A 17,849-nucleotide genomic window follows, 5' to 3' on the forward strand; every position below is an offset into this window, starting at 1 on the left:
TGGCACACTCAAAAATCTCGCTAGCCTAGGACTAGTCTATTAAAACTTTAAAAAGATACTTTCTGACATTTTCTTCCAGACCCGCATAGCCATTTGGCTGATGGGCCTCTCCTGGAAAGAAAATCGCAAAATTATGGTAACCCAACAAGAGAGGATAACGATTTTGACAATGAACAAAGCCGATATCTGCCTCTTCATCAAAAGCCACTGCCTCATCAACCATCTGGCTACCATAGGCAGAATATTCATGCCCTGCTACTAACAGATGAAAATCTGCATATTTTTTATGATACTCAAATTGATCATTGGTCTCTTGATTGAGGGTATTTTCCTGAACCAAGAGAAAGACCTTGTCTCCATCCACTTCATAGCGTCCCAAGTCAAAGCTGTCTTTGCGGTGCTCATAGAGATAATCAATCGCTTTATCCAGATTCGGATGAAGGCCCTTGTAACGAGTCACATTTTTTAAATCGTCAAAAATCATAGTTTTATTTCCTCTATTGAGTGCCTTATCCTTTGACAGCTCCCATAGTAATCCCTTGGGTGAAGGATTTTTGGAAGATGAGGAAAACTGCTACGATTGGCACTGCCGCCAAAGCCGCACCGGCCATAATCAGACCGTAGTTGGTTGCCATCTCAGCCTGCATAGTCGCAACCCCTAACGAAATCGTCAGATTATTCCGCGAGGTCAACATTACGAGCTGCATGAAGTAGTCATTCCAAGTGTTGATAAAGGTGAAGATTGCCAGAGCAGCAAAGCCTGGTTTGACGATAGGAAAGGCTACACTCCAGAAGGTCCGGATTTCACCACAACCGTCGATCTTAGCTGATTCCAGAAGCTCTGTCGGGATATTTTCACTAAACTGCTTCATAAGGAAGACCCCGAACGGCCAGCCAACTAAAGGTAAAATTACTGCCCAAAGAGTATCGTGGATTCCCATAAAATTGACAATCCGCACTAGAGGTACTAGGACAACCTGCTTAGGCAAGGCCATAGCCGCGATAAAGATTGCAAAGAGAATCCGTTGCCCGTAAAAGCGTTTCTTAGCCAAAACGTAACCAGCTAGAGATGATGTCGCACAAACCAAGAACATGGTCGCCAGCGAAATAAAGACACTGTTCCACATCCACTGCAAAGCTGGATTTTGAACGGCTAATTGCTGGAAGTTCTCTGTTGTCGGGTTTTGTGGCCACCATTGAGGCGGAATCATAATTGTATCCGGCTGAGATTTAAATGCTCCAGTCAGAATCCAATAGAATGGAAAGATAAAGAGCACGGTCAAAAGTGCTAAAATCACAGATGAGAACACTTTAAATGAACTAATTTTTTGAGGTTTCATATTCCTGCTCCTTTCTTTAATATTCCACATCGTTACCGAGGATCTTGAACTGAGCGAAACTGATAATCGCAATCATAATCGCTAGAAAGACTCCCATGGTGTTTGCATAGCCATATTCAGATAGCTTGAAGGCTTTTTCATATAGATAGTACATAAGCGTACTAGTTGAATAGTTTGGTCCACCTGATGTCAACAGCTGAATCAAGGCGAAACATTGGAATGAGTTAATAGTTGTGATGATAGCAATATAAAGTGTCGTTGGTAAAAGACTCGGCCATTTGATTTTCCAAAAGACTTGCATCTCTGTTGCCCCATCCACACGCGCAGCTTCCACTAGAGAATTATCGATATTTCCCATAGCTGCAATGTAGAGAATGATCGGCTGACCGACAGATGTTGTCAGCAAAATAACGATGATAGCCATCAGAGCCCAGTGTTTATCGCCCAACCAAGAAATGTTTTGGTTGATGATGTGCCCAGATTTCAAAACAAAGTTCAAAATACCAGACAGGGGATCGTAGATCCACTTCCACACAACCGTCACGGCAACACTACCTGTAACAACTGGTAGGAAGAAGACGAAACGGTAAAAGGAGCGAGAAACAGCATTCATCTCATAGGTTTGTGAAGCTACAAACAAAGAGAAGAGCACAACTACCGGAACAGAGCCGATTACAATAATGACTGTATTAATAAGTGACTTAACAAAAACTGGATCATTGAACATCCGAATGTAGTTATCAAACCCAACGAATGTAAATGAGGTCATTGTATAATTAAAGAAACTAGTGATAAATCCCATTATCATAGGCGCCAAAACAAATACTGTAAAGAATATAAGAATTGGAGCTAAAAACGCATATGATACTAGGGTTTCTTTCATTCTGATTTTATTGACTTTCACAATGAGTTACCCCTCTTTCAAGATTTTCTGACAAAATACCCCTTTTTCCATTTTTAGAGACTGACAACAGAAAAAGGGGCGGATTTTAAACTTGCTTATTTTTTAGTAATCGTTTCGTTTGCTTTTTCAGTAAATGTCTTCAAAGCAGGTTCAACTTTTTCATCTCCATTAGATACAGATTGCAGCATTGGGAACCAAAGTGTTCTCATTTCTGCAAAGCCGTCAATGGTGTTGTAGTATGGTGAGTAGTATTGAGTCCAGCTGCTGATTGTTTCCATACGTTTGTCATCATAGAGTTTGCCAAATGATGTACGAACCGGGAAGGCACCTGTACGAACAACGTTCTTAGGACCCCACTCTTTGTCATCAGCGATGAATTTCACGAATTTCTTAGCTGCTTCTACTTTCTTGTCGTCTTTGTTGTTAAAGACTGCAAAACCATTTACAAGGTATTCAAGGGCTGGTTTGCCTGAGTCTGATGGGAATGGTACTTCAACCACTTCTACTTTACTTGCTTCCAACAATTTAGCTTGGATACCATTTTGTGCTGGTGCCCAAAGAACAGTGTAAGAAGTTTGTCCGTTAGCGAAGTTTTGGATGTCTGCTCCACCATCGTATTGAGAACCGTTCATCATGAGGCCATCGTTGATCCAGCTCACTGCTTTTTCAAGACCTTTGACAAATTTCGGATCATCAGTTGTATATTTAGTTACTTTTTCGTCTGTAACAGATCCACCATAGAGGTTAGCGATGAAGGCGCGAGTTCCTTGGTCACCACCTTGACCGTTACTGAAGAGAGAGCCAGGTGTATAACCTTTATCTTTAAGCGCTTTTAAAACTTTTTCAAAGTCATCTGTTGTCCAGCCTTCTTTAACTAGGTTGAGGACACCAGCATCTTCCAACATTTTCTTATTCATTGCCATGTAGAATGGAGCAGAGCTGATTGGATACATATAAGCTTTGTCTCCAGCCTTGCTGGCCTGGATAATGTTGTCGTTGTTAACATCTTTGACGAAATCATCTGTGAAGAGATCGTTCAAGTCTGCCAACTTACCGTTTTTACCGTATTGAATAATCCGGCCTGGTGCATCGAAGAGCACGTCTGGCGCTGTTCCAGCCTCGATAGCTGTCGTAATTTTTTCTGGACCTGACTTGAAGTCGATTGTTTCCAAGTTGACATGAATGTCTGGATTTGCTTTTTCAAATGCTTCAATGATGGATTTCTCATAAGTTCCCACACCGTCATTAGCATTTTCTTGAGTGAAGACTGGGAATGCCCACCAAGTAATCTCTGTCTTACCAGATTTATCACCAGAGCTAGCTGCTTTATCTGAGCTACCGCCACCGCTACAAGCTGCTAACGTAAGAACTGCAGCTCCTGCTACCAATGAACAAAGCAATTTCTTCATTTTCATTTGTTTTTCTCCTTTAAAATTAAGATTCCAAGCTGACCTAAACAGCTTCTACCTGCCTATTGGAGAATGGGACGGACCTCTTTCATTAGGCGCCCCAGCCTCGTTTTTCCTGTGTTATTTCTCTGGACAAGCGTCCACCAATATTTGATTAAAATCCTAAACTTTTAAAAGTACAATCACTCCTTTTCTGTGACCTTTCTTTTATCCTAAAATAAAGTCAGTCAGTTCATTTTAGGTTGTTTTACAAAGTAATTCGTTTTTGAGTCTCACTGTCAAACAGATGACTCTTAGGTAATTTGAAAGTGAAGCGGAGCTTCGAACCTGGCTCCAGATAATTGGAAGCATCTACCTTGGCTGAAAACTCTTGGCTGCCCACCTTACAGTAGAGCACTGAGTCACTACCCAGCAACTCTGACACGACAACTTCCGCATCTACTACGTCGCCAGGGAAAGTATCCTCCACAATCAAGTCCGCTGAGATATCCTCTGGTCGGATACCCAAGATGACTTTCTTACCTTGGTAGCCTTTTTCTGTCAAAAGCTTCTCTTGACCACCTGTCAGGGTAAGATTGAGTTGATCACCATCAGTCAGTTGATGACCAGATACCATCACTTCAAAGAAGTTCATAGCTGGACTGCCGATGAAGCCTGCAACAAACTTATTCGCTGGTTCATTGTAGAGCTCTTGCGGACTTCCGACTTGCTCAATCCGGCCGATGGTCCCCGTTCCCGCTTCGTTTTTCGTCGCCGACATGATAACAATGCGGTCGGCCAAGGTCATTGCCTCGGTTTGGTCGTGGGTAACGTAGATAGTGGTCGCTCCTATACGGCGGTGGATCTTAGCAATCTCAGCACGCATGGATACCCGTAGTTTCGCATCCAAGTTTGACAAAGGCTCATCCATCAGGAAGACCTTGGCATCTCGGACGATGGCCCGTCCCATGGCAACCCGCTGACGTTGACCGCCAGACAAGTCCGCTGGTTTGCGGTCTAAAAATTCTTTCAAACCAAGAATTTCAGCTACTTCATGAACCCGCTTGTCAATATCTTCCTTGCTGTACTTGCGAAGCTTGAGCCCGAAAGCCATGTTGTCATAGACTGTCATGTGCGGATAGAGGGCATAGTTCTGGAAGACCATGGCGATATCACGGTCCTTGGGAGCAATATCATTGACCAGAGNACGGTCCTTGGGAGCAATATCATTGACCAGAGTCTGATCAATATAGAGCTCACCCTCGGTGATGTCCTCCAACCCAGCAATCATGCGCAAGGTCGTAGATTTTCCACATCCAGAAGGACCAACAAAGACGATAAATTCTTTATCTTTGATTTGCAAGTCGAAATTTTCTACAGAGTAGAAATCACTATTAGGATATTTTTTGTAGAGCTTATTTAACTTTAAGGTCGTCATTGCTTTACCTCACTTTATTTTACTGCCGCAACGAAACGCTCGGTGATTTCCTTTGGTCGAGTAATAGCTCCGCCTACTACAATACCGCGGGCACCTAAATCATGGATTTGCTTGGCTTGATCTGGATAGTGAATCTTGCCCTCAGCAATCACATCTACTCCTGCATCACAGAGCTTCTTGACCAGTTCAAAGTCTGGTCCGTCTACCTTAGGACTGTAGGAAGTGTAGCCTGATAAGGTTGTACCGACAAAGTCAACACCAGCTGCTACAGCTGCCATGCCTTCCTCAAAGGTACTGATGTCGGCCATCAGCAGTTGCTGCGGATATTTCTCCTTGACTTGGCGGATAAAGTCCTCAATCTTCAAACCATCATAGCGTTCTCGCTGGGTGCAGTCCAGAGCGATGACCTCGATATCAAGGGCAGCCAACTCATCTACTTCCCGCATAGTCGCAGTGATAAAAGGCTCCTGTGGCGGATAGTCCCGTTTGATAATCCCGATAATCGGGAGATCGGTTACTTCCTTAATCTCCTTGATGTCTCGCACGCTATTGGCTCGAATACCAACTGCCCCACCTTCTTCAGCTGCCTTGACCAAGAGAGGGATGACCCCACCAGCCTCCGTATAGAGGGGCTCATGAGGCAGAGCTTGACAGGAAACGATAATGCCATCTTTGATTTTTGCAATTAATTGATCTTTGCTAATCTGTGACATAAATAATCTCTCCTTTTTCTATGTTTTCTCCGTTCTTTTTATAATGTCATTATATACAAAAAATAAAGCGCTTTCAATAAGTTTTGAGATTTAGATTTTAGTTTCTAAAAACCGGCTTCCTTTCTTAAAAGCTGAAACTACTTTCAGTCTTCGAAGTGTTTTTGAACAAAAAAGTTACAATAGATGTTGAATAATTTATCATAAAAAGCCTGAGATTCTCATAATCTCAGGCTTAGTTTCTTTCTTAGTACTATCTATTTTTACCAGTCTTTAAAAGCTTCCAGCAAAGAAGGATGGTCAATCTTTGAACCGCAAAGCCAGTTGAAGACCCTATCATTGACATAGACATTCATGGCTTCATGCTCGTACTCTGGCGTGAGATGGTGCTCCTTAGCACACTCCAGCCGATTGTAAATCGCAAACTGGGTAATCGGATAGCAAACATCGTCAGCCAGTCCTGTTATCATCCGCACCTTACCTTGAATGCGGTGAGCCATATTTTTTACATCGATGTAGGACAAGGTCTGGATAATCTCATCCTCCGTTTCATGGAAAGGATCGTGAAATTTAAAATACCGAAAGAGCTCATCATAGGCCTCGCTGGTATTGCCAATCTCTAGCACCCGCCGAAAATCTGACAAGAAAGGATAGATAGCTACTGTCTGCTTAATGCGCGGATTGAGAGCCGCTGCCACCAAAGCCAAGGCTCCGCCCTGAGAAGCCCCATAACTGGATAGATGATCCTCGTCCACAAAGTCCAAACTCGCCACAATCTCAACCAAGCTGTAGATATCTAGATAGACATCCTTATAAAAGAGACACTCTGGTCCATCCACTGCCCCACGAATAATCTGTCCCTTGACCGTATTGCCCCTTACAGGCGCCCCTCCATCCAAGGAATAGCCTGACTGGCCGCGTACATCCATAGATACAACACCATAGCCAGCAACCGTATAAGCTAGCATATCGGCCCAATCCCAGCCACGCCCCATATAACCGTGGAAATGAAAGATAACCGGAACTTTTTTACCCGATTTAGGCAGGACCATACGGGCATAGATCCGCCCCTGATTCGTCCCCTCAAAAACTAGCTCATAGCAGGTCACCCCAGCGATTTGAAAGTCTTTTTCAATCAGCTGATAGTCCGGCAAGCCGCTCAAACTGCTAATCTGACGATCCCAAAAAGCATCAAAATCCGCTGGAACTTCATCCCTGCCTCTGTAATCCTTTGCCTCTGCTAATAAATCTGGATTGCGCATCTCATCCTCCAACACCATTATTTTTGTAAACCCTTACAGATATAATAGCACAGCGCTTTACCTTTTTCAATCCTTTACAATATTAAGAATTTAGTTTCTGTTTTTGCTATGATTCTTTTTGAAACTAGTTTCAAAAAAGATTTCTGTGCTATCTTTTCCCATTTTTTGAGAAAGTCGTCCTTTCATGAAAGAAAAATCCCCCACTAAGTGAGGGAATTGTTAAACATTATTTACGGCGTCCTGGACGTTCTCCGTAACCATAGTAGGCATCTGCCATGATTTCTTCCATGTCAGCTACCATTGGCAAGCGTGGATTTGCAGGTGAACATTGGTCTTCATAAGCTAGAAGAGCGATTTCATGCAAGCTGTCTTTCCAAGCTTTTTCATCGATTCCTTGGTCTTTGAAGTTCATCTTGATACCTACTGCAACACCAAGTTCGTAAACAGCTTTAGCGTATGCTTCAACTGCTTCTTCTGGAGTTGAGTGAGGCAAACCAAGCATTTTCGCGATGTCTTGGAATTTCTCATCCGCTTTCCAGTAGTTGTATTTAGGCCATGTAGTCGTCTTAGATGGACGAGTACCGTTGTAACGGATGACGTATGGAAGCAAGATTGCGTTTGTACGTCCGTGAACAGTATGGTGAACACCACCGATCTTGTGGGCCATTGAGTGGCTCATACCAAGGAAGGCATTGGCAAAGGCCATACCAGCCATTGTAGACGCATTATGCATTTTTTCACGTGCTTCTGGGTCAGCTGTCTTAACAGATTTTTCCAACCATTCAAAGACAAGCTTGATGGTTTGAAGCGCAATACCGTCTGTGTAGTCGTTAGCAAAGTTTGAAGTGTAGGCTTCAGTCGCGTGAGTCAAGACGTCCATACCAGTATCAGCAGCGATGAAGTCTGGAACTGATTCAACCAAGGCAGGGTCAACAATCGCAATAGTTGGTGTCAATGAGTAGTCAGCCAATGGGTATTTGCGGTTGTTTTTCTTATCAGAGATAACGGCAAATGGTGTTACTTCTGAACCTGTACCAGATGTTGTTGGAATCCCAATGTATTTCGCTTTCTTACCAAGTGATGGGAAGCGGAAGGCACGTTTACGGATATCCATGAATTTTTGAACCAGGTCACGGAAGTCGATTTCTGGTTGTTCGTAGAAGAGCCACATTACTTTAGCCGCGTCCATTGGAGAACCACCACCAAGAGCGATGATTGTATCTGGTTCAAATGCTTTCATCACTTCAGCACCACGTTCTACCGTTGTGATGTCTGGATCTGGCTCAACATCTGAGAAGACTTGGATAGTGACACGGTTGCTACGTGCGTTCAATTGGTCGATAACACGTTGAACAAAGCCAAGTTTTTCGATAGATTTGTCAGTAACAATCATAACGCGTTCAATATCTTCACATGTTTGAAGGTATTGGATAGAGTTGCGCTCGAAGTAAATTTTTGAAGGAACTTTAAACCATTGCATATTATTTCTACGTTTCCCTACTTTCTTGATGTTTAGAAGGTTAATAGCGCTCACGTTATCACCAACTGAGTTGCGTCCGTATGAACCACATCCAAGTGTCAAGGATGGAATGAAGGCATTATATACGTCCCCGATACCACCGAAAGTAGATGGAGAGTTCCAGATGATCCGCATAGCTTTGATTTCAGTACCAAAGCGTTTAGCCAATTCTTCATCTTTTGTATGGATAGCTGCTGAGTGACCAAGTCCGTTAAATTCAACCATTTGGCGAGCTTTTTTAAGACCGTCTTCTCTATCTTCAGCTTTCAAGACAGCAATAACTGGTGAAAGTTTTTCGCGAGTCAATGGCTCATTTGGACCTACTTCAGCACATTCTGCAGCCAAGATGTTTGTACCTTCTGGTACTTTAAAGCCCGCTTGTTCTGCAATCCATGTAGCTGGCTTACCTACAATATCTGCATTGAGCTTGGCACCCGCACAGTTTTTGCTGTTTGCTTTAGCGCCAAAGCAGAATTCTTCAAGAAGAGCTTTTTCTTTTTTGTTTACAAAATAAGTGTGATATGATTTGAATTCTTCTACAAATTCGTCATACACTTCTTTATCAATGATAACAGCTTGTTCTGACGCACAGACCATACCGTTGTCAAATGATTTAGACATAACAATGTCATGTGCTGCTTGACGAAGGTCTGCAGATTTTTCTACATAAGCAGGAACGTTTCCGGCACCTACCCCAAGAGCTGGTTTCCCACATGAGTAAGCAGCCTTAACCATGGCATTACCACCAGTTGCAAGGATAGTCGCAACACCTTCGTGGTTCATAAGCGCTCCAGTTGCTTCCATAGATGGTTCTGTAATCCATTGAACACAGTTTTCAGGTGCTCCAGCCGCGATAGCTGCATCACGAACGATTTGTGCTGCGTGAGCAGAAGATTCTTGAGCTGATGGGTGGAAGGCGAAAACGATTGGATTACGTGTTTTCAAAGCAATCAATGATTTGAAAATAGCTGTCGATGTTGGGTTTGTTGTTGGAGTGACACCACAGACTACACCGACAGGTTCTGCAATTTTAGTCAAGCCTGTAACTGGATCATCTTCGATAACACCGACAGTTTTAACACCACGCATGTTATTGACAACGTGCTCACAGGCAAAAAGGTTTTTTGTAGCCTTATCTTCAAATACACCACGACCAGTTTCCTCAATCGCGTGTTGTGCAAGGATACCGTGTGCATCAAGAGCTGCAACTGAAGCTTTCGCTACGATATAGTCAACTTGTTCTTGGTTCAACTTGCGCATTTCATCAAGCGCAACCAAGGCTTTTTTCACTAACCCGTCGACATGCTTTTCAGCAGCGAGTTGTTTTTCCTCAGGTGTTAACGTTTTTTTATCAGCCATCATAGTCCTCCAATGGTTTCTGCCAAAAGGTTAAATGAAGATTTTAACCTTTGTTAATTATTTCACAATATAATTATACTCTATTCCCACAAATTTGTAAACACTTTCAACAAAAGTTCACAAACTTTTTATGGATTATTTTTTAAACACTGATATTTCAGGCTTTTTTACTAAAGCCTTTATTTTTTCTCAAAAATTTCACATACTTTTCTCTAAAAATGTGTTGGCGTTTTCTTTTTTGTTATAAAATTAGCCCGGCTAAATAACCGAGCTAGTTTTATAGCTTAACACTGCCATTTGAAGCGGCAGCCAAAGCTTCTTTTATCATGTTAGAGTAGAGTTTACCTCCCTCTGCCATAGACTCTGAATCTGCCCCATAATGGACATAGTCTGTTCCAATCCAAATCTGCGGATTATTAATCGCTACCTGATACCAGTCTGCTACATATACAAAGTCGTATTTCTTAGCAAGTTCAAGTTCGTATTGTCGCATCTTAACAGGAATACTACTTGGATCATTGGCTGTTCGGCCATCATATGGCGTGACTAAAATCAAGCGATGGCCTTTTGGTAAGAGCTCGATATACTGATCCAGCAATTCTTCATAATTGTCAACCGGATTGGTTCCCAATGCCAAGACGACATTTTGAAGCAGTGTTTGGTTAGCAATATCGTTCTTGAAAAATTCCAGACCAGACACTAAATTACGACTAACCACTGCATCGACTTGAGCGTCAGGTATAGCCTCTTGGATCCATTCAGCGGAGCGCAAAGTGACCGAATCACCAATAACAGTCGTTCCCTCTGCCACGTTATAATTTGTCGCAGTTTTCTGGTCTGCGTGCTTACGAGTTGTCTGCATTTTCGTATCGGCTTGGTTCAAAGAATTGACAATCAGGCTTTCCTCAAAGGCACCAACAGACGGAGCTGTGATAGTGATAATAAGCAAGATAAATGTCAGTGGAATGAAACTGTAGAAGACCGGCTTAGTAATAGATGATAAATCCATCTCGGTTCCCATGATCTTAGGCTGTCGTCCTGCCAGAGTAGGCTCCAAAATATAGAAAGAGAGAGCTGCAAAGCTGAAACTCAAAATTGTTGTCAACAGTACAGCCCAGCCATTGCTCATCAACTGAGTAAAAATAATATAGAAAGGCCAATGGAAGAGGTAAACTCCATAGCTAGTGTCTGCAATAAAGTTGAGAGGACTAGGCTCCTTAATATTTGGCAATTTATCGTGCAAGATGCGGGTTGCTGCTATCATGACACAAGCCAGAAGTGTTGAAATCAAGAAACCAAATAAATAAGTCCACAAGCTGTCAAATTTCAAAATAAAACTGAGCAAAAGAAGAAGAACAAAACTGCCAGCTAGAGCCATCAAGACTTGCTTGATTTCTACCTTTTCTTCCAGTTTCTTCATCTGAACGCCCACATTTCCGACTCCAGAGAAAGTCGCTAGCACTGTCCCAGCAAAGAAAGGAAAGACATGGGTCAAACTTGAGAAATAAATATTGGAGTAATTCTTGCTGAAAAAGGCTCCGATAAACATGGCCAAGAAACTGAACAGAAACAGAGCAGCTGAAGTCAGAGAAATCAGCCCCCGATATTGAGCAACTGACTTGCTAATCTTGCTAATTCCCCAAGCAGCCAAGCCCCAGAGGATATAGTAATGCACTTCCAGTGCTAAACTCCAAGTGTGAACCAGCAAATGCGGCACAAACTGGCTTTCATAACTGCCGCCCGACATCATTTCATAAAAATTGGTCACAAAACCAAGAGCAGCTGAAATCTGCGTCCCGATACCTGCTACAAAGTCCCGACGGATCAATAAAGTAAAGGGCATGATGACCAAAATCATAAAAACGAGCGGAGGAACGATACGATAAAAGCGCCGTTTCAGAAAGCCCATAATATCAATCGTCCGACTTCTTGTAAACTCATCAATCAATAATGAAGTAATCAAAAATCCTGAAAAAGTGAAAAAGATGTCCACTCCAATAAAACCTCCAGGAAAAACTCCCTGAAAGTAATGGTAGAGTAACACCAAGGCCAGTCCAGTAATCCGAACCAGTGAAAACCATCTAATGCGCATTTTGATAAATTCCTTGCTTGAACCTTCCTTCGTAGACGACATTACTTTCTGTCGTCAGCTTGCCTTTGCCATCGACCTGACCATTAGCAAACTCACCTTCATATTTCCAACCAGCCTTGGAGGTAAAAGTCCCTTTGCCGTCAAAAGTCCCATTTTTGAAATGTCCTTTATAACTATCTCCATTTTTAAAAGTCAGGGTACCTTCGCCGTTCATCTTTCCGTGAACTAGACTGCCTTCATATTTTATTTTACCTTGATCTAGCGTTAGCGCACCCTTGCTAGGGATATTAGAGGTAAACACTAAAATTGCTGACAAGGCAATCACAGTCACTGCTAGGATTTCTAGATTCTGACGGGTCAGATAGATTTTATATTTATCGTAAAATTCTTTTATTTTATCCATTTTTCACCCATTTAAGCGTTCTAGCCACTTGTGGCAACCAGCCAAAACCAGTTCATAAGTCTCATCGAAATCGCCCGTGTACCAAGGATCTGGCACACCGAGATCAGCAAACTGGTAGATTTTATCCTGAAAATCCACTGGCGCCATTTTCTTCAAATCTCGAACATTGGCTTCATCCATGCCGATGATATAGTCAAATTCTGCAAAATCTTGCGAGGAAATCTGCTGAGAACTTTTTCTCTTATCATAAGAAATCGCATGTTTCTTAAAAATAGCCTGAGTCCCCTGATGTATAGGGTTGCCATGCTCCCAACTAGATGTCGCTCGACTCTCAATGTGTATGTCATCGGTCAGACTTTTCATAACAAACTCTGCCATCGGACTACGGCAGATATTTCCTAAACAAACAAATACAATTTTCTTCATGAATCTATTATACCAGAATAAAAAGAAAACTGCGGAGCTTTCTTGATTATTCTGTGACAGCGGAAGCGGACTCTGAAAAACCGCTAATTATGCCGTTAGCTTTTGTGTCTGAGTTTCAGAGTGCAGGTCATTTAGGCGGTAAGCCACTCAATCTAGCTTGCACCAGATTCAACTTTACTTTTCTTCAGAAAGACTTTCAAAACTTAATTGTGGCCACTTAGCCTGCCAATTTTTCATGCTAAGTCTTTCCATATAGAGCTTCTTTCGCTCCGCATCCGCCAAAAAATGTGGTGTTGGTCGCACCTGAAATGCCCGAATATCTGCCAAACCATAGGGAGCAAAGAGCTCTAGCTTGTCATCTTCAAGCAATCGCAGACCAATAGCCGTGCAGCACTCAGGATACTTGCTCATGGCATCCTTCGAGCTAGTATAAGGCTGGCTGTTGGGGCTATGAATATGCATATAGACTTGATTTTTCAGCTCCCAAGAATAAGCGGGAAAAGCTTTTCTCAGCTCCATCTCCAGCTGCAAAGTTTTCTCATAAGACACAGTTGGATCAAAGAATATGACATCCACATCCGTTTCAGCATCAAAGCCCGGCTTGCCAGACAAGATATTCCAGATAAAATTTCTAACACTGCCCGCAGCCAGCCAAGAATCCTTCAATTCTAGGCTGCGGATTATCTCTAAAATCTCTCGGATAGCCTGATCCTGACCCAGTCTCTCTAAAATCTCCTGTTCTTTCATCATTATCTTTCATCATTCCTTCATATACTCATATCCTAGATGCTCATAGGCTTTACGAGTCGCCACGCGCCCAGTCCGAGTCCGCATGACAAAACCCTTCTGAATCAGGTAAGGCTCATACATGTCCTCTACTGTTTCTCGCTCCTCAGCAATATTGACTGAAAGTGTCCCCAGTCCTACCGGACCGCCACCGTAGACCTCAATCATGGTTCGTAAAATTTTCTGATCCACGTAGTCCAACCCTTCCTGGTCCACATCCAGCATGGAGAGGGCCTGATCGGTTATCTTATCATCAATCAAGCCATTGCCCATAATCTGTGCATAGTCCCGCACCCGCTTGAGCAGACGGTTGGCAATCCGCGGTGTACCTCGGCTGCGCAAAGCCAGCTCCTTAGCAGCCTCGTGGGTAATATCCATCTCAAAAATCTCTGCCGTTCGCTCAACGATTTCAGTCAAGTCGCCAGCTTCATAATACTCCATGTGACCAGTAATCCCAAAACGAGCCCGCAGAGGATTAGACAGCATGCCTGCCCGAGTGGTCGCCCCAATCAGAGTGAAAGGCGGCAATTCCAGATGGACGCTGCGACTGGTCTCGCCAGTCCCAATCATAATGTCAATGTAGAAGTCCTCCATGGCGCTGTAGAGCACTTCCTCTACTGCCATAGGCAAACGGTGAATCTCATCGATAAAGAGGACATCGCCTGGCTCCAAATCATTAAGAATGGCCACCAAATCACCAGCCTTTTCAATGACCGGACCAGAAGTCTGCTTGATATTCACACCGAGCTCATTGGCGATGACAAAGGCCATGGTCGTCTTTCCCAGACCCGGAGGGCCAAAAAGCAAGGCATGGTCCAAGGCCTCATCCCGCAATTTAGCCGCTTCAATAAAAATCTTCAGCTGATCCTTGACCTTGTCCTGACCGATATATTCTCGTAAATACTGAGGACGAAGAGTACGTTCTACTAGCTCCTCATCCCCCATCAATTCATTATCTAAAATTCTACTCATAGAACTATTATAGCAAAAAATAGGGCAGAGGAAGCAATCCGACCCGTTTCTGAATACAAAAAAAGCCACCGAATTTGGTGGCTTTTATGGGAGATTATTATGAAAAAGTTTTAGGATTTCTATCAAATAAAGTTAGGAGGTCTTCATTTGATGGTATTAGTATAACGTCCTTATCTTAAAATTTGCTTAAAGAAAAAATATTTTTTAAAAATAAAATACTTTTAAACATCTTACTAAGATGATACAAACTAATATGAATTGTTCAGTCTGATTAAAATAGCCTCTATTTCATTGACTGTCTCAAAAACTCATGATACAATGAAAAAAATCGAAAAGGAGATTTTAGATATGAACAACCTTAAAAAGAAAACTTATCGGAATACACCAGCCTTTATGTTTATGGCTTGGGGCTCATTCGCCTTCTTTGTGACTCTTGTTCTCGTCGGCCTCTATACCTTGAAAGAGCCTTTGATGGTTAAAGGATACTATCTCATGGGTTCTGTCGGACTGATTTCTTCTTCATTCACTCTTGCAAAAGTTATCCGTGATAACCAAGAAGACGAAGAACGTTACAATCAATTCTTCCAACCACAAGACTTAGACAACCAATAAAATAAATAGTAAAAACGGCAGAGGGGGAATCTGCCGTTTTCTTGTATCTGAGGCTACTATCGCCATGTGAGATACACTTCAAATGAAGCACGTTTGCTGTTTATTTCACTCCTGCGAAGTAAACTGTGGTGCTGGTGAAAATGTGGCCTGCCTTGAGAATGACCTGATCCTTCAAGTCACTATGAATCGCATCAGGCAAGGCTTGTGCCTCCAGTGCCAGACCATTATGCTGAATCATTGGCCGTCCATTTAAGATGACTGATTCATCGACAAAATTAGCCGAATAAGTCACGACACAAGGAGCATCTGTGCGGAAAGTCAGATAACGACCTGATGCCGCATCATAAAGACATCCTGCCTCTTCCTGATCTTTATCGAGAGCAAAGGGATGATCCAGCCCTGACACGACCTGAATTTGCTCGTCTTGGTCAGCAAAAATCTCTTTTAGCTCCAAACCTTTTTGCAAGCCTTTGACAAAGCCACGATTCGCATCCGTCTCTTTTGCTGGCACACCGTCAGGAGCAATCGGATAAACCCCTTTGGTATGCAGCTGGAGGACATGCTGATCAATCGGCTGACTAAAATCACCTGACAGATTGAAATAGCTGTGGTTGGTCGGATTGACCAGACTATCTTGGTCTGTCTGAACTTGATAGGAAATCTCCAGCTCCCCTTTTTCCGACAAGGAATAGGAAATCCAGATTTTCAAATTACCTGGAAAGCCGCCCGTCCCGTCTGGGCGCTCTGTGTAAAACGTGACTCCCTCGTTTGTAACTTCCTCCGTTTGGAAAATCACACTGTCCCAGCCAGTAGAACCACTGTGGTTGCAATTCTGACCATTATTGACTTCCAGCTGATAGGACTGACCATTCAGCTCAAAAGTAGCCTTGGCAATCCGCCCCGCAACTGGTCCCACGCTGGCACCATGCTTAGGACTATTGCCAACATAATCATCAAAGTGCTCAAATCCTAGAACAATATTGGCAAAATCACCATTTTTATCCGGCGTCCGATATTCTAAAATCGTTGCGCCATAGTTCATGACCTTGAAGCGATAGCCCAGAGAATTTTCAAAGGTATAGGCTAAGACATCCTGCCCTTTAAAAGTCCCAAAAATAGATTCTTGATAAGATTTCATATAATCTCCCTCTGTCTCGAGTCTGGGACAAAGTCCTAGCCTCTCAATTGTCTTTGGATTTTCGAGCAAGACGCAGGGGTCGAGTGGGCTCTACTACGCTGATTTCATCAGCTTTTACAGCCCTACTCAACTGTGCGGAGGTAGGACGACGAAATCGAATTCTAACGAATTGCCGATTTCTGTCCCACTCTCTTTCTTGACTTAGTCAAGGGACAAGGAGGGAATATCATCCTGTTTATCTGAAAGTCCTTTTAATAACTAGCTTTCCCATGACTAACGTTTGACTTTTCCATATTCAGCTTTCTACTGCTGGAAAGGGTGGATGATAACTCCCTGAACGACCCGATTGACCGTACCTGTAGGAGACGGTGTATCTGGTCGATTTTTTACTTTCAAAGAAGTCAAGAGAGAGAAGAGCTGAGCATAGACGATGTAAGGGAAGGCTCGATAGCTATCTTCCAAGATATCACTTTCAAGAACCACTTGCTCCACATTTTCCAAATCTTCTCTACGCTCTGTAAAGAAGACCACCTTGCGAGCAATCTGATCTCCTGCCACTTCACGCACCAAATCCAAGTCGTAACGTTTGGTGTACTCATCTCTCGAGCCAAATACCAGCACAAGCGTCTCTTCGTTAATCAGAGATTTTGGCCCATGGCGGAAGCCAACTGGGCTCTCATACATGGTCGCAACCTTCCCCGCAGTCAACTCCAAAATTTTCAGCTGTGCTTCATGCGCCAGACCAAAGAATGGCCCTGCTCCAAGGTAGATGACACGATTAAAGTCTAATTCTGTCAAAACTTGAACATCAGCCACATCGGCCAAAACCTTTTGGCTCAAGGAAATCAACTCAGCTACTCTTGCTTCTTTTTGAGCCAAATCTGCTGGATCAAAAACCAGAAGAGCTGTCAACATCATAGAGGTGAAGCTGGAAGTCATGGCAAAGCCAGCATCATTTGATGGAGCTGGTTGCAATAAGAGGAGATTCCGCTCATCACCACGTGCCTGCTGAGCTAGTTTCCCCTCCGCAGCACAGGTAATGGTCACTTGATAAAGCTCATCAACCAACTGCTTGGCCAAGTCCACTGTCGCAACACTTTCTGGCGAATTGCCACTACGGGCAAAAGAAACGAGAACCGTTGGAATTTCCTTGTGCAGATGCACTTCAGGACCCGCCACAATATCGGTCGTCGCAACCGAATTAAAATTCCATTTGCGCTCATCATAAAGCTTTCTGAAATATGGCAGCAGCGTGTCCCCTACATAAGCTGAAGTTCCTGCACCTGTAAAGATAACTTTTATATAATCATGCTTTTCTTCGATACCTTTTAGAAAAGCAGCGATTTGGTCAGCTTGAGCCTTGTAAGTATTAAAAGCTGTCTGCCAAACATCTGGCTGTTGGTAGATTTCACGCGTGGTGATTTCCGCGCCCAATTCAACCAGTTTCTCTTTTGAATAATCTAGCATGGTAGTCCTTTCAAAATAAACAATGATATATTA

The 17,849-nt window shown here is 43.1% G+C and carries 16 protein-coding genes; 1 reads left to right on the top strand and 15 read right to left on the bottom strand.

What is annotated here, in order from left to right; all coding sequences use genetic code 11:
* Positions 1-31 precede the first annotated feature (31 nt).
* From FXF62_RS09070 to ruvB, 13 genes are all read right to left on the bottom strand, one after another.
* The gene (locus FXF62_RS09070; protein ID WP_149518478.1) at positions 32-484 is read right to left on the bottom strand and encodes a YhcH/YjgK/YiaL family protein; all 453 of its coding nucleotides are present in this window, start codon (positions 482-484) and stop codon (positions 32-34) included.
* A gap of 25 nt (positions 485-509) precedes the next feature.
* The gene (locus FXF62_RS09075; RefSeq protein ID WP_015604214.1) at positions 510-1,340 is read right to left on the bottom strand and encodes a carbohydrate ABC transporter permease; all 831 of its coding nucleotides are present in this window, start codon (positions 1,338-1,340) and stop codon (positions 510-512) included.
* Positions 1,341-1,356: 16 nt separating this feature from the next.
* Complete coding sequence (locus FXF62_RS09080) at positions 1,357-2,244, bottom strand: carbohydrate ABC transporter permease (protein ID WP_149518479.1); 888 nt, start codon at positions 2,242-2,244, stop codon at positions 1,357-1,359.
* Positions 2,245-2,339: 95 nt separating this feature from the next.
* A complete protein-coding gene (locus FXF62_RS09085) occupies positions 2,340-3,659 on the bottom strand; it encodes an ABC transporter substrate-binding protein (RefSeq protein ID WP_149518480.1) in 1,320 nt (439 codons plus the stop codon).
* Positions 3,660-3,900: 241 nt separating this feature from the next.
* Positions 3,901-5,070, bottom strand: coding sequence for an ABC transporter ATP-binding protein (locus FXF62_RS09090; RefSeq protein ID WP_149518481.1), 1,170 nt, complete (start codon positions 5,068-5,070; stop codon positions 3,901-3,903).
* Positions 5,071-5,084: 14 nt separating this feature from the next.
* On the bottom strand, positions 5,085-5,783 hold the full coding sequence (locus tag FXF62_RS09095; RefSeq protein ID WP_149518482.1) for an N-acetylmannosamine-6-phosphate 2-epimerase: 699 nt from the start codon (positions 5,781-5,783) through the stop codon (positions 5,085-5,087).
* 260 nt (positions 5,784-6,043) lie between these two features.
* Entirely contained in the window at positions 6,044-7,042 is a 999-nt protein-coding gene (locus tag FXF62_RS09100; RefSeq protein ID WP_149518483.1) for an acetylxylan esterase, read from the bottom strand.
* Positions 7,043-7,268: 226 nt separating this feature from the next.
* Positions 7,269-9,920, bottom strand: coding sequence for a bifunctional acetaldehyde-CoA/alcohol dehydrogenase (gene adhE, locus FXF62_RS09105; protein WP_149518509.1), 2,652 nt, complete (start codon positions 9,918-9,920; stop codon positions 7,269-7,271).
* A gap of 277 nt (positions 9,921-10,197) precedes the next feature.
* Positions 10,198-12,012 carry an acyltransferase family protein gene (locus FXF62_RS09110; RefSeq protein ID WP_149518484.1) on the bottom strand — a complete coding sequence of 605 codons (1,815 nt, stop codon included), beginning with the start codon at positions 12,010-12,012 and terminating at the stop codon, positions 10,198-10,200.
* Entirely contained in the window at positions 12,002-12,415 is a 414-nt protein-coding gene (locus FXF62_RS09115) for an MORN repeat-containing protein (protein WP_149518485.1), read from the bottom strand. Before FXF62_RS09115 ends, FXF62_RS09110 begins: the two co-directional genes overlap by 11 nt.
* 3 nt (positions 12,416-12,418) lie before the next feature.
* Complete coding sequence (locus FXF62_RS09120) at positions 12,419-12,841, bottom strand: low molecular weight protein-tyrosine-phosphatase (protein ID WP_149518486.1); 423 nt, start codon at positions 12,839-12,841, stop codon at positions 12,419-12,421.
* A 174-nt stretch (positions 12,842-13,015) separates the two neighbouring features.
* Entirely contained in the window at positions 13,016-13,591 is a 576-nt protein-coding gene (locus FXF62_RS09125) for a nucleotidyltransferase family protein (protein ID WP_149518487.1), read from the bottom strand.
* 9 nt (positions 13,592-13,600) lie between these two features.
* The gene (gene ruvB / locus FXF62_RS09130) at positions 13,601-14,599 is read right to left on the bottom strand and encodes a Holliday junction branch migration DNA helicase RuvB (protein WP_149518488.1); all 999 of its coding nucleotides are present in this window, start codon (positions 14,597-14,599) and stop codon (positions 13,601-13,603) included.
* Between the two features lie 348 nt (positions 14,600-14,947).
* Here ruvB and FXF62_RS09135 point away from each other — a divergent pair, with 348 nt between their 5' ends.
* The gene (locus tag FXF62_RS09135) at positions 14,948-15,211 is read left to right on the top strand and encodes a YiaA/YiaB family inner membrane protein (RefSeq protein ID WP_179856134.1); all 264 of its coding nucleotides are present in this window, start codon (positions 14,948-14,950) and stop codon (positions 15,209-15,211) included.
* Positions 15,212-15,311: 100 nt separating this feature from the next.
* Here FXF62_RS09135 and FXF62_RS09140 read toward each other — a convergent pair whose 3' ends face one another.
* Both FXF62_RS09140 and FXF62_RS09150 read right to left on the bottom strand, forming a co-directional pair.
* Positions 15,312-16,349, bottom strand: a complete 1,038-nt coding sequence (locus tag FXF62_RS09140; protein WP_149518489.1) for an aldose epimerase family protein — start codon at positions 16,347-16,349, stop codon at positions 15,312-15,314.
* Between the two features lie 303 nt (positions 16,350-16,652).
* The gene (locus tag FXF62_RS09150) at positions 16,653-17,816 is read right to left on the bottom strand and encodes an SIS domain-containing protein (protein WP_149518490.1); all 1,164 of its coding nucleotides are present in this window, start codon (positions 17,814-17,816) and stop codon (positions 16,653-16,655) included.
* Positions 17,817-17,849: the final 33 nt, after the last annotated feature.

The sequence above is a fragment of the Streptococcus cristatus genome (genome assembly GCF_008369405.1).
GTDB classification, from domain to species: Bacteria; Bacillota; Bacilli; order Lactobacillales; family Streptococcaceae; genus Streptococcus; species Streptococcus cristatus_G.

What these genes read in the sequence shown, in the direction of transcription:
- FXF62_RS09070 (WP_149518478.1), bottom strand. Translation starts at nt 484, where the DNA reads ATGATTTTTGACGATTTAAAAAATGTGACTCGTTACAAGGGCCTTCAT.
- FXF62_RS09075 (WP_015604214.1), bottom strand. Translation starts at nt 1,340, where the DNA reads ATGAAACCTCAAAAAATTAGTTCATTTAAAGTGTTCTCATCTGTGATT.
- FXF62_RS09085 (WP_149518480.1), bottom strand. Translation starts at nt 3,659, where the DNA reads ATGAAAATGAAGAAATTGCTTTGTTCATTGGTAGCAGGAGCTGCAGTT.
- FXF62_RS09095 (WP_149518482.1), bottom strand. Translation starts at nt 5,783, where the DNA reads ATGTCACAGATTAGCAAAGATCAATTAATTGCAAAAATCAAAGATGGC.
- FXF62_RS09100 (WP_149518483.1), bottom strand. Translation starts at nt 7,042, where the DNA reads ATGCGCAATCCAGATTTATTAGCAGAGGCAAAGGATTACAGAGGCAGG.
- adhE (WP_149518509.1), bottom strand. Translation starts at nt 9,920, where the DNA reads ATGGCTGATAAAAAAACGTTAACACCTGAGGAAAAACAACTCGCTGCT.
- FXF62_RS09110 (WP_149518484.1), bottom strand. Translation starts at nt 12,012, where the DNA reads ATGCGCATTAGATGGTTTTCACTGGTTCGGATTACTGGACTGGCCTTG.
- FXF62_RS09115 (WP_149518485.1), bottom strand. Translation starts at nt 12,415, where the DNA reads ATGGATAAAATAAAAGAATTTTACGATAAATATAAAATCTATCTGACC.
- FXF62_RS09120 (WP_149518486.1), bottom strand. Translation starts at nt 12,841, where the DNA reads ATGAAGAAAATTGTATTTGTTTGTTTAGGAAATATCTGCCGTAGTCCG.
- FXF62_RS09125 (WP_149518487.1), bottom strand. Translation starts at nt 13,591, where the DNA reads ATGATGAAAGAACAGGAGATTTTAGAGAGACTGGGTCAGGATCAGGCT.
- ruvB (WP_149518488.1), bottom strand. Translation starts at nt 14,599, where the DNA reads ATGAGTAGAATTTTAGATAATGAATTGATGGGGGATGAGGAGCTAGTA.
- FXF62_RS09135 (WP_179856134.1), top strand. Translation starts at nt 14,948, where the DNA reads ATGAACAACCTTAAAAAGAAAACTTATCGGAATACACCAGCCTTTATG.
- FXF62_RS09140 (WP_149518489.1), bottom strand. Translation starts at nt 16,349, where the DNA reads ATGAAATCTTATCAAGAATCTATTTTTGGGACTTTTAAAGGGCAGGAT.
- FXF62_RS09150 (WP_149518490.1), bottom strand. Translation starts at nt 17,816, where the DNA reads ATGCTAGATTATTCAAAAGAGAAACTGGTTGAATTGGGCGCGGAAATC.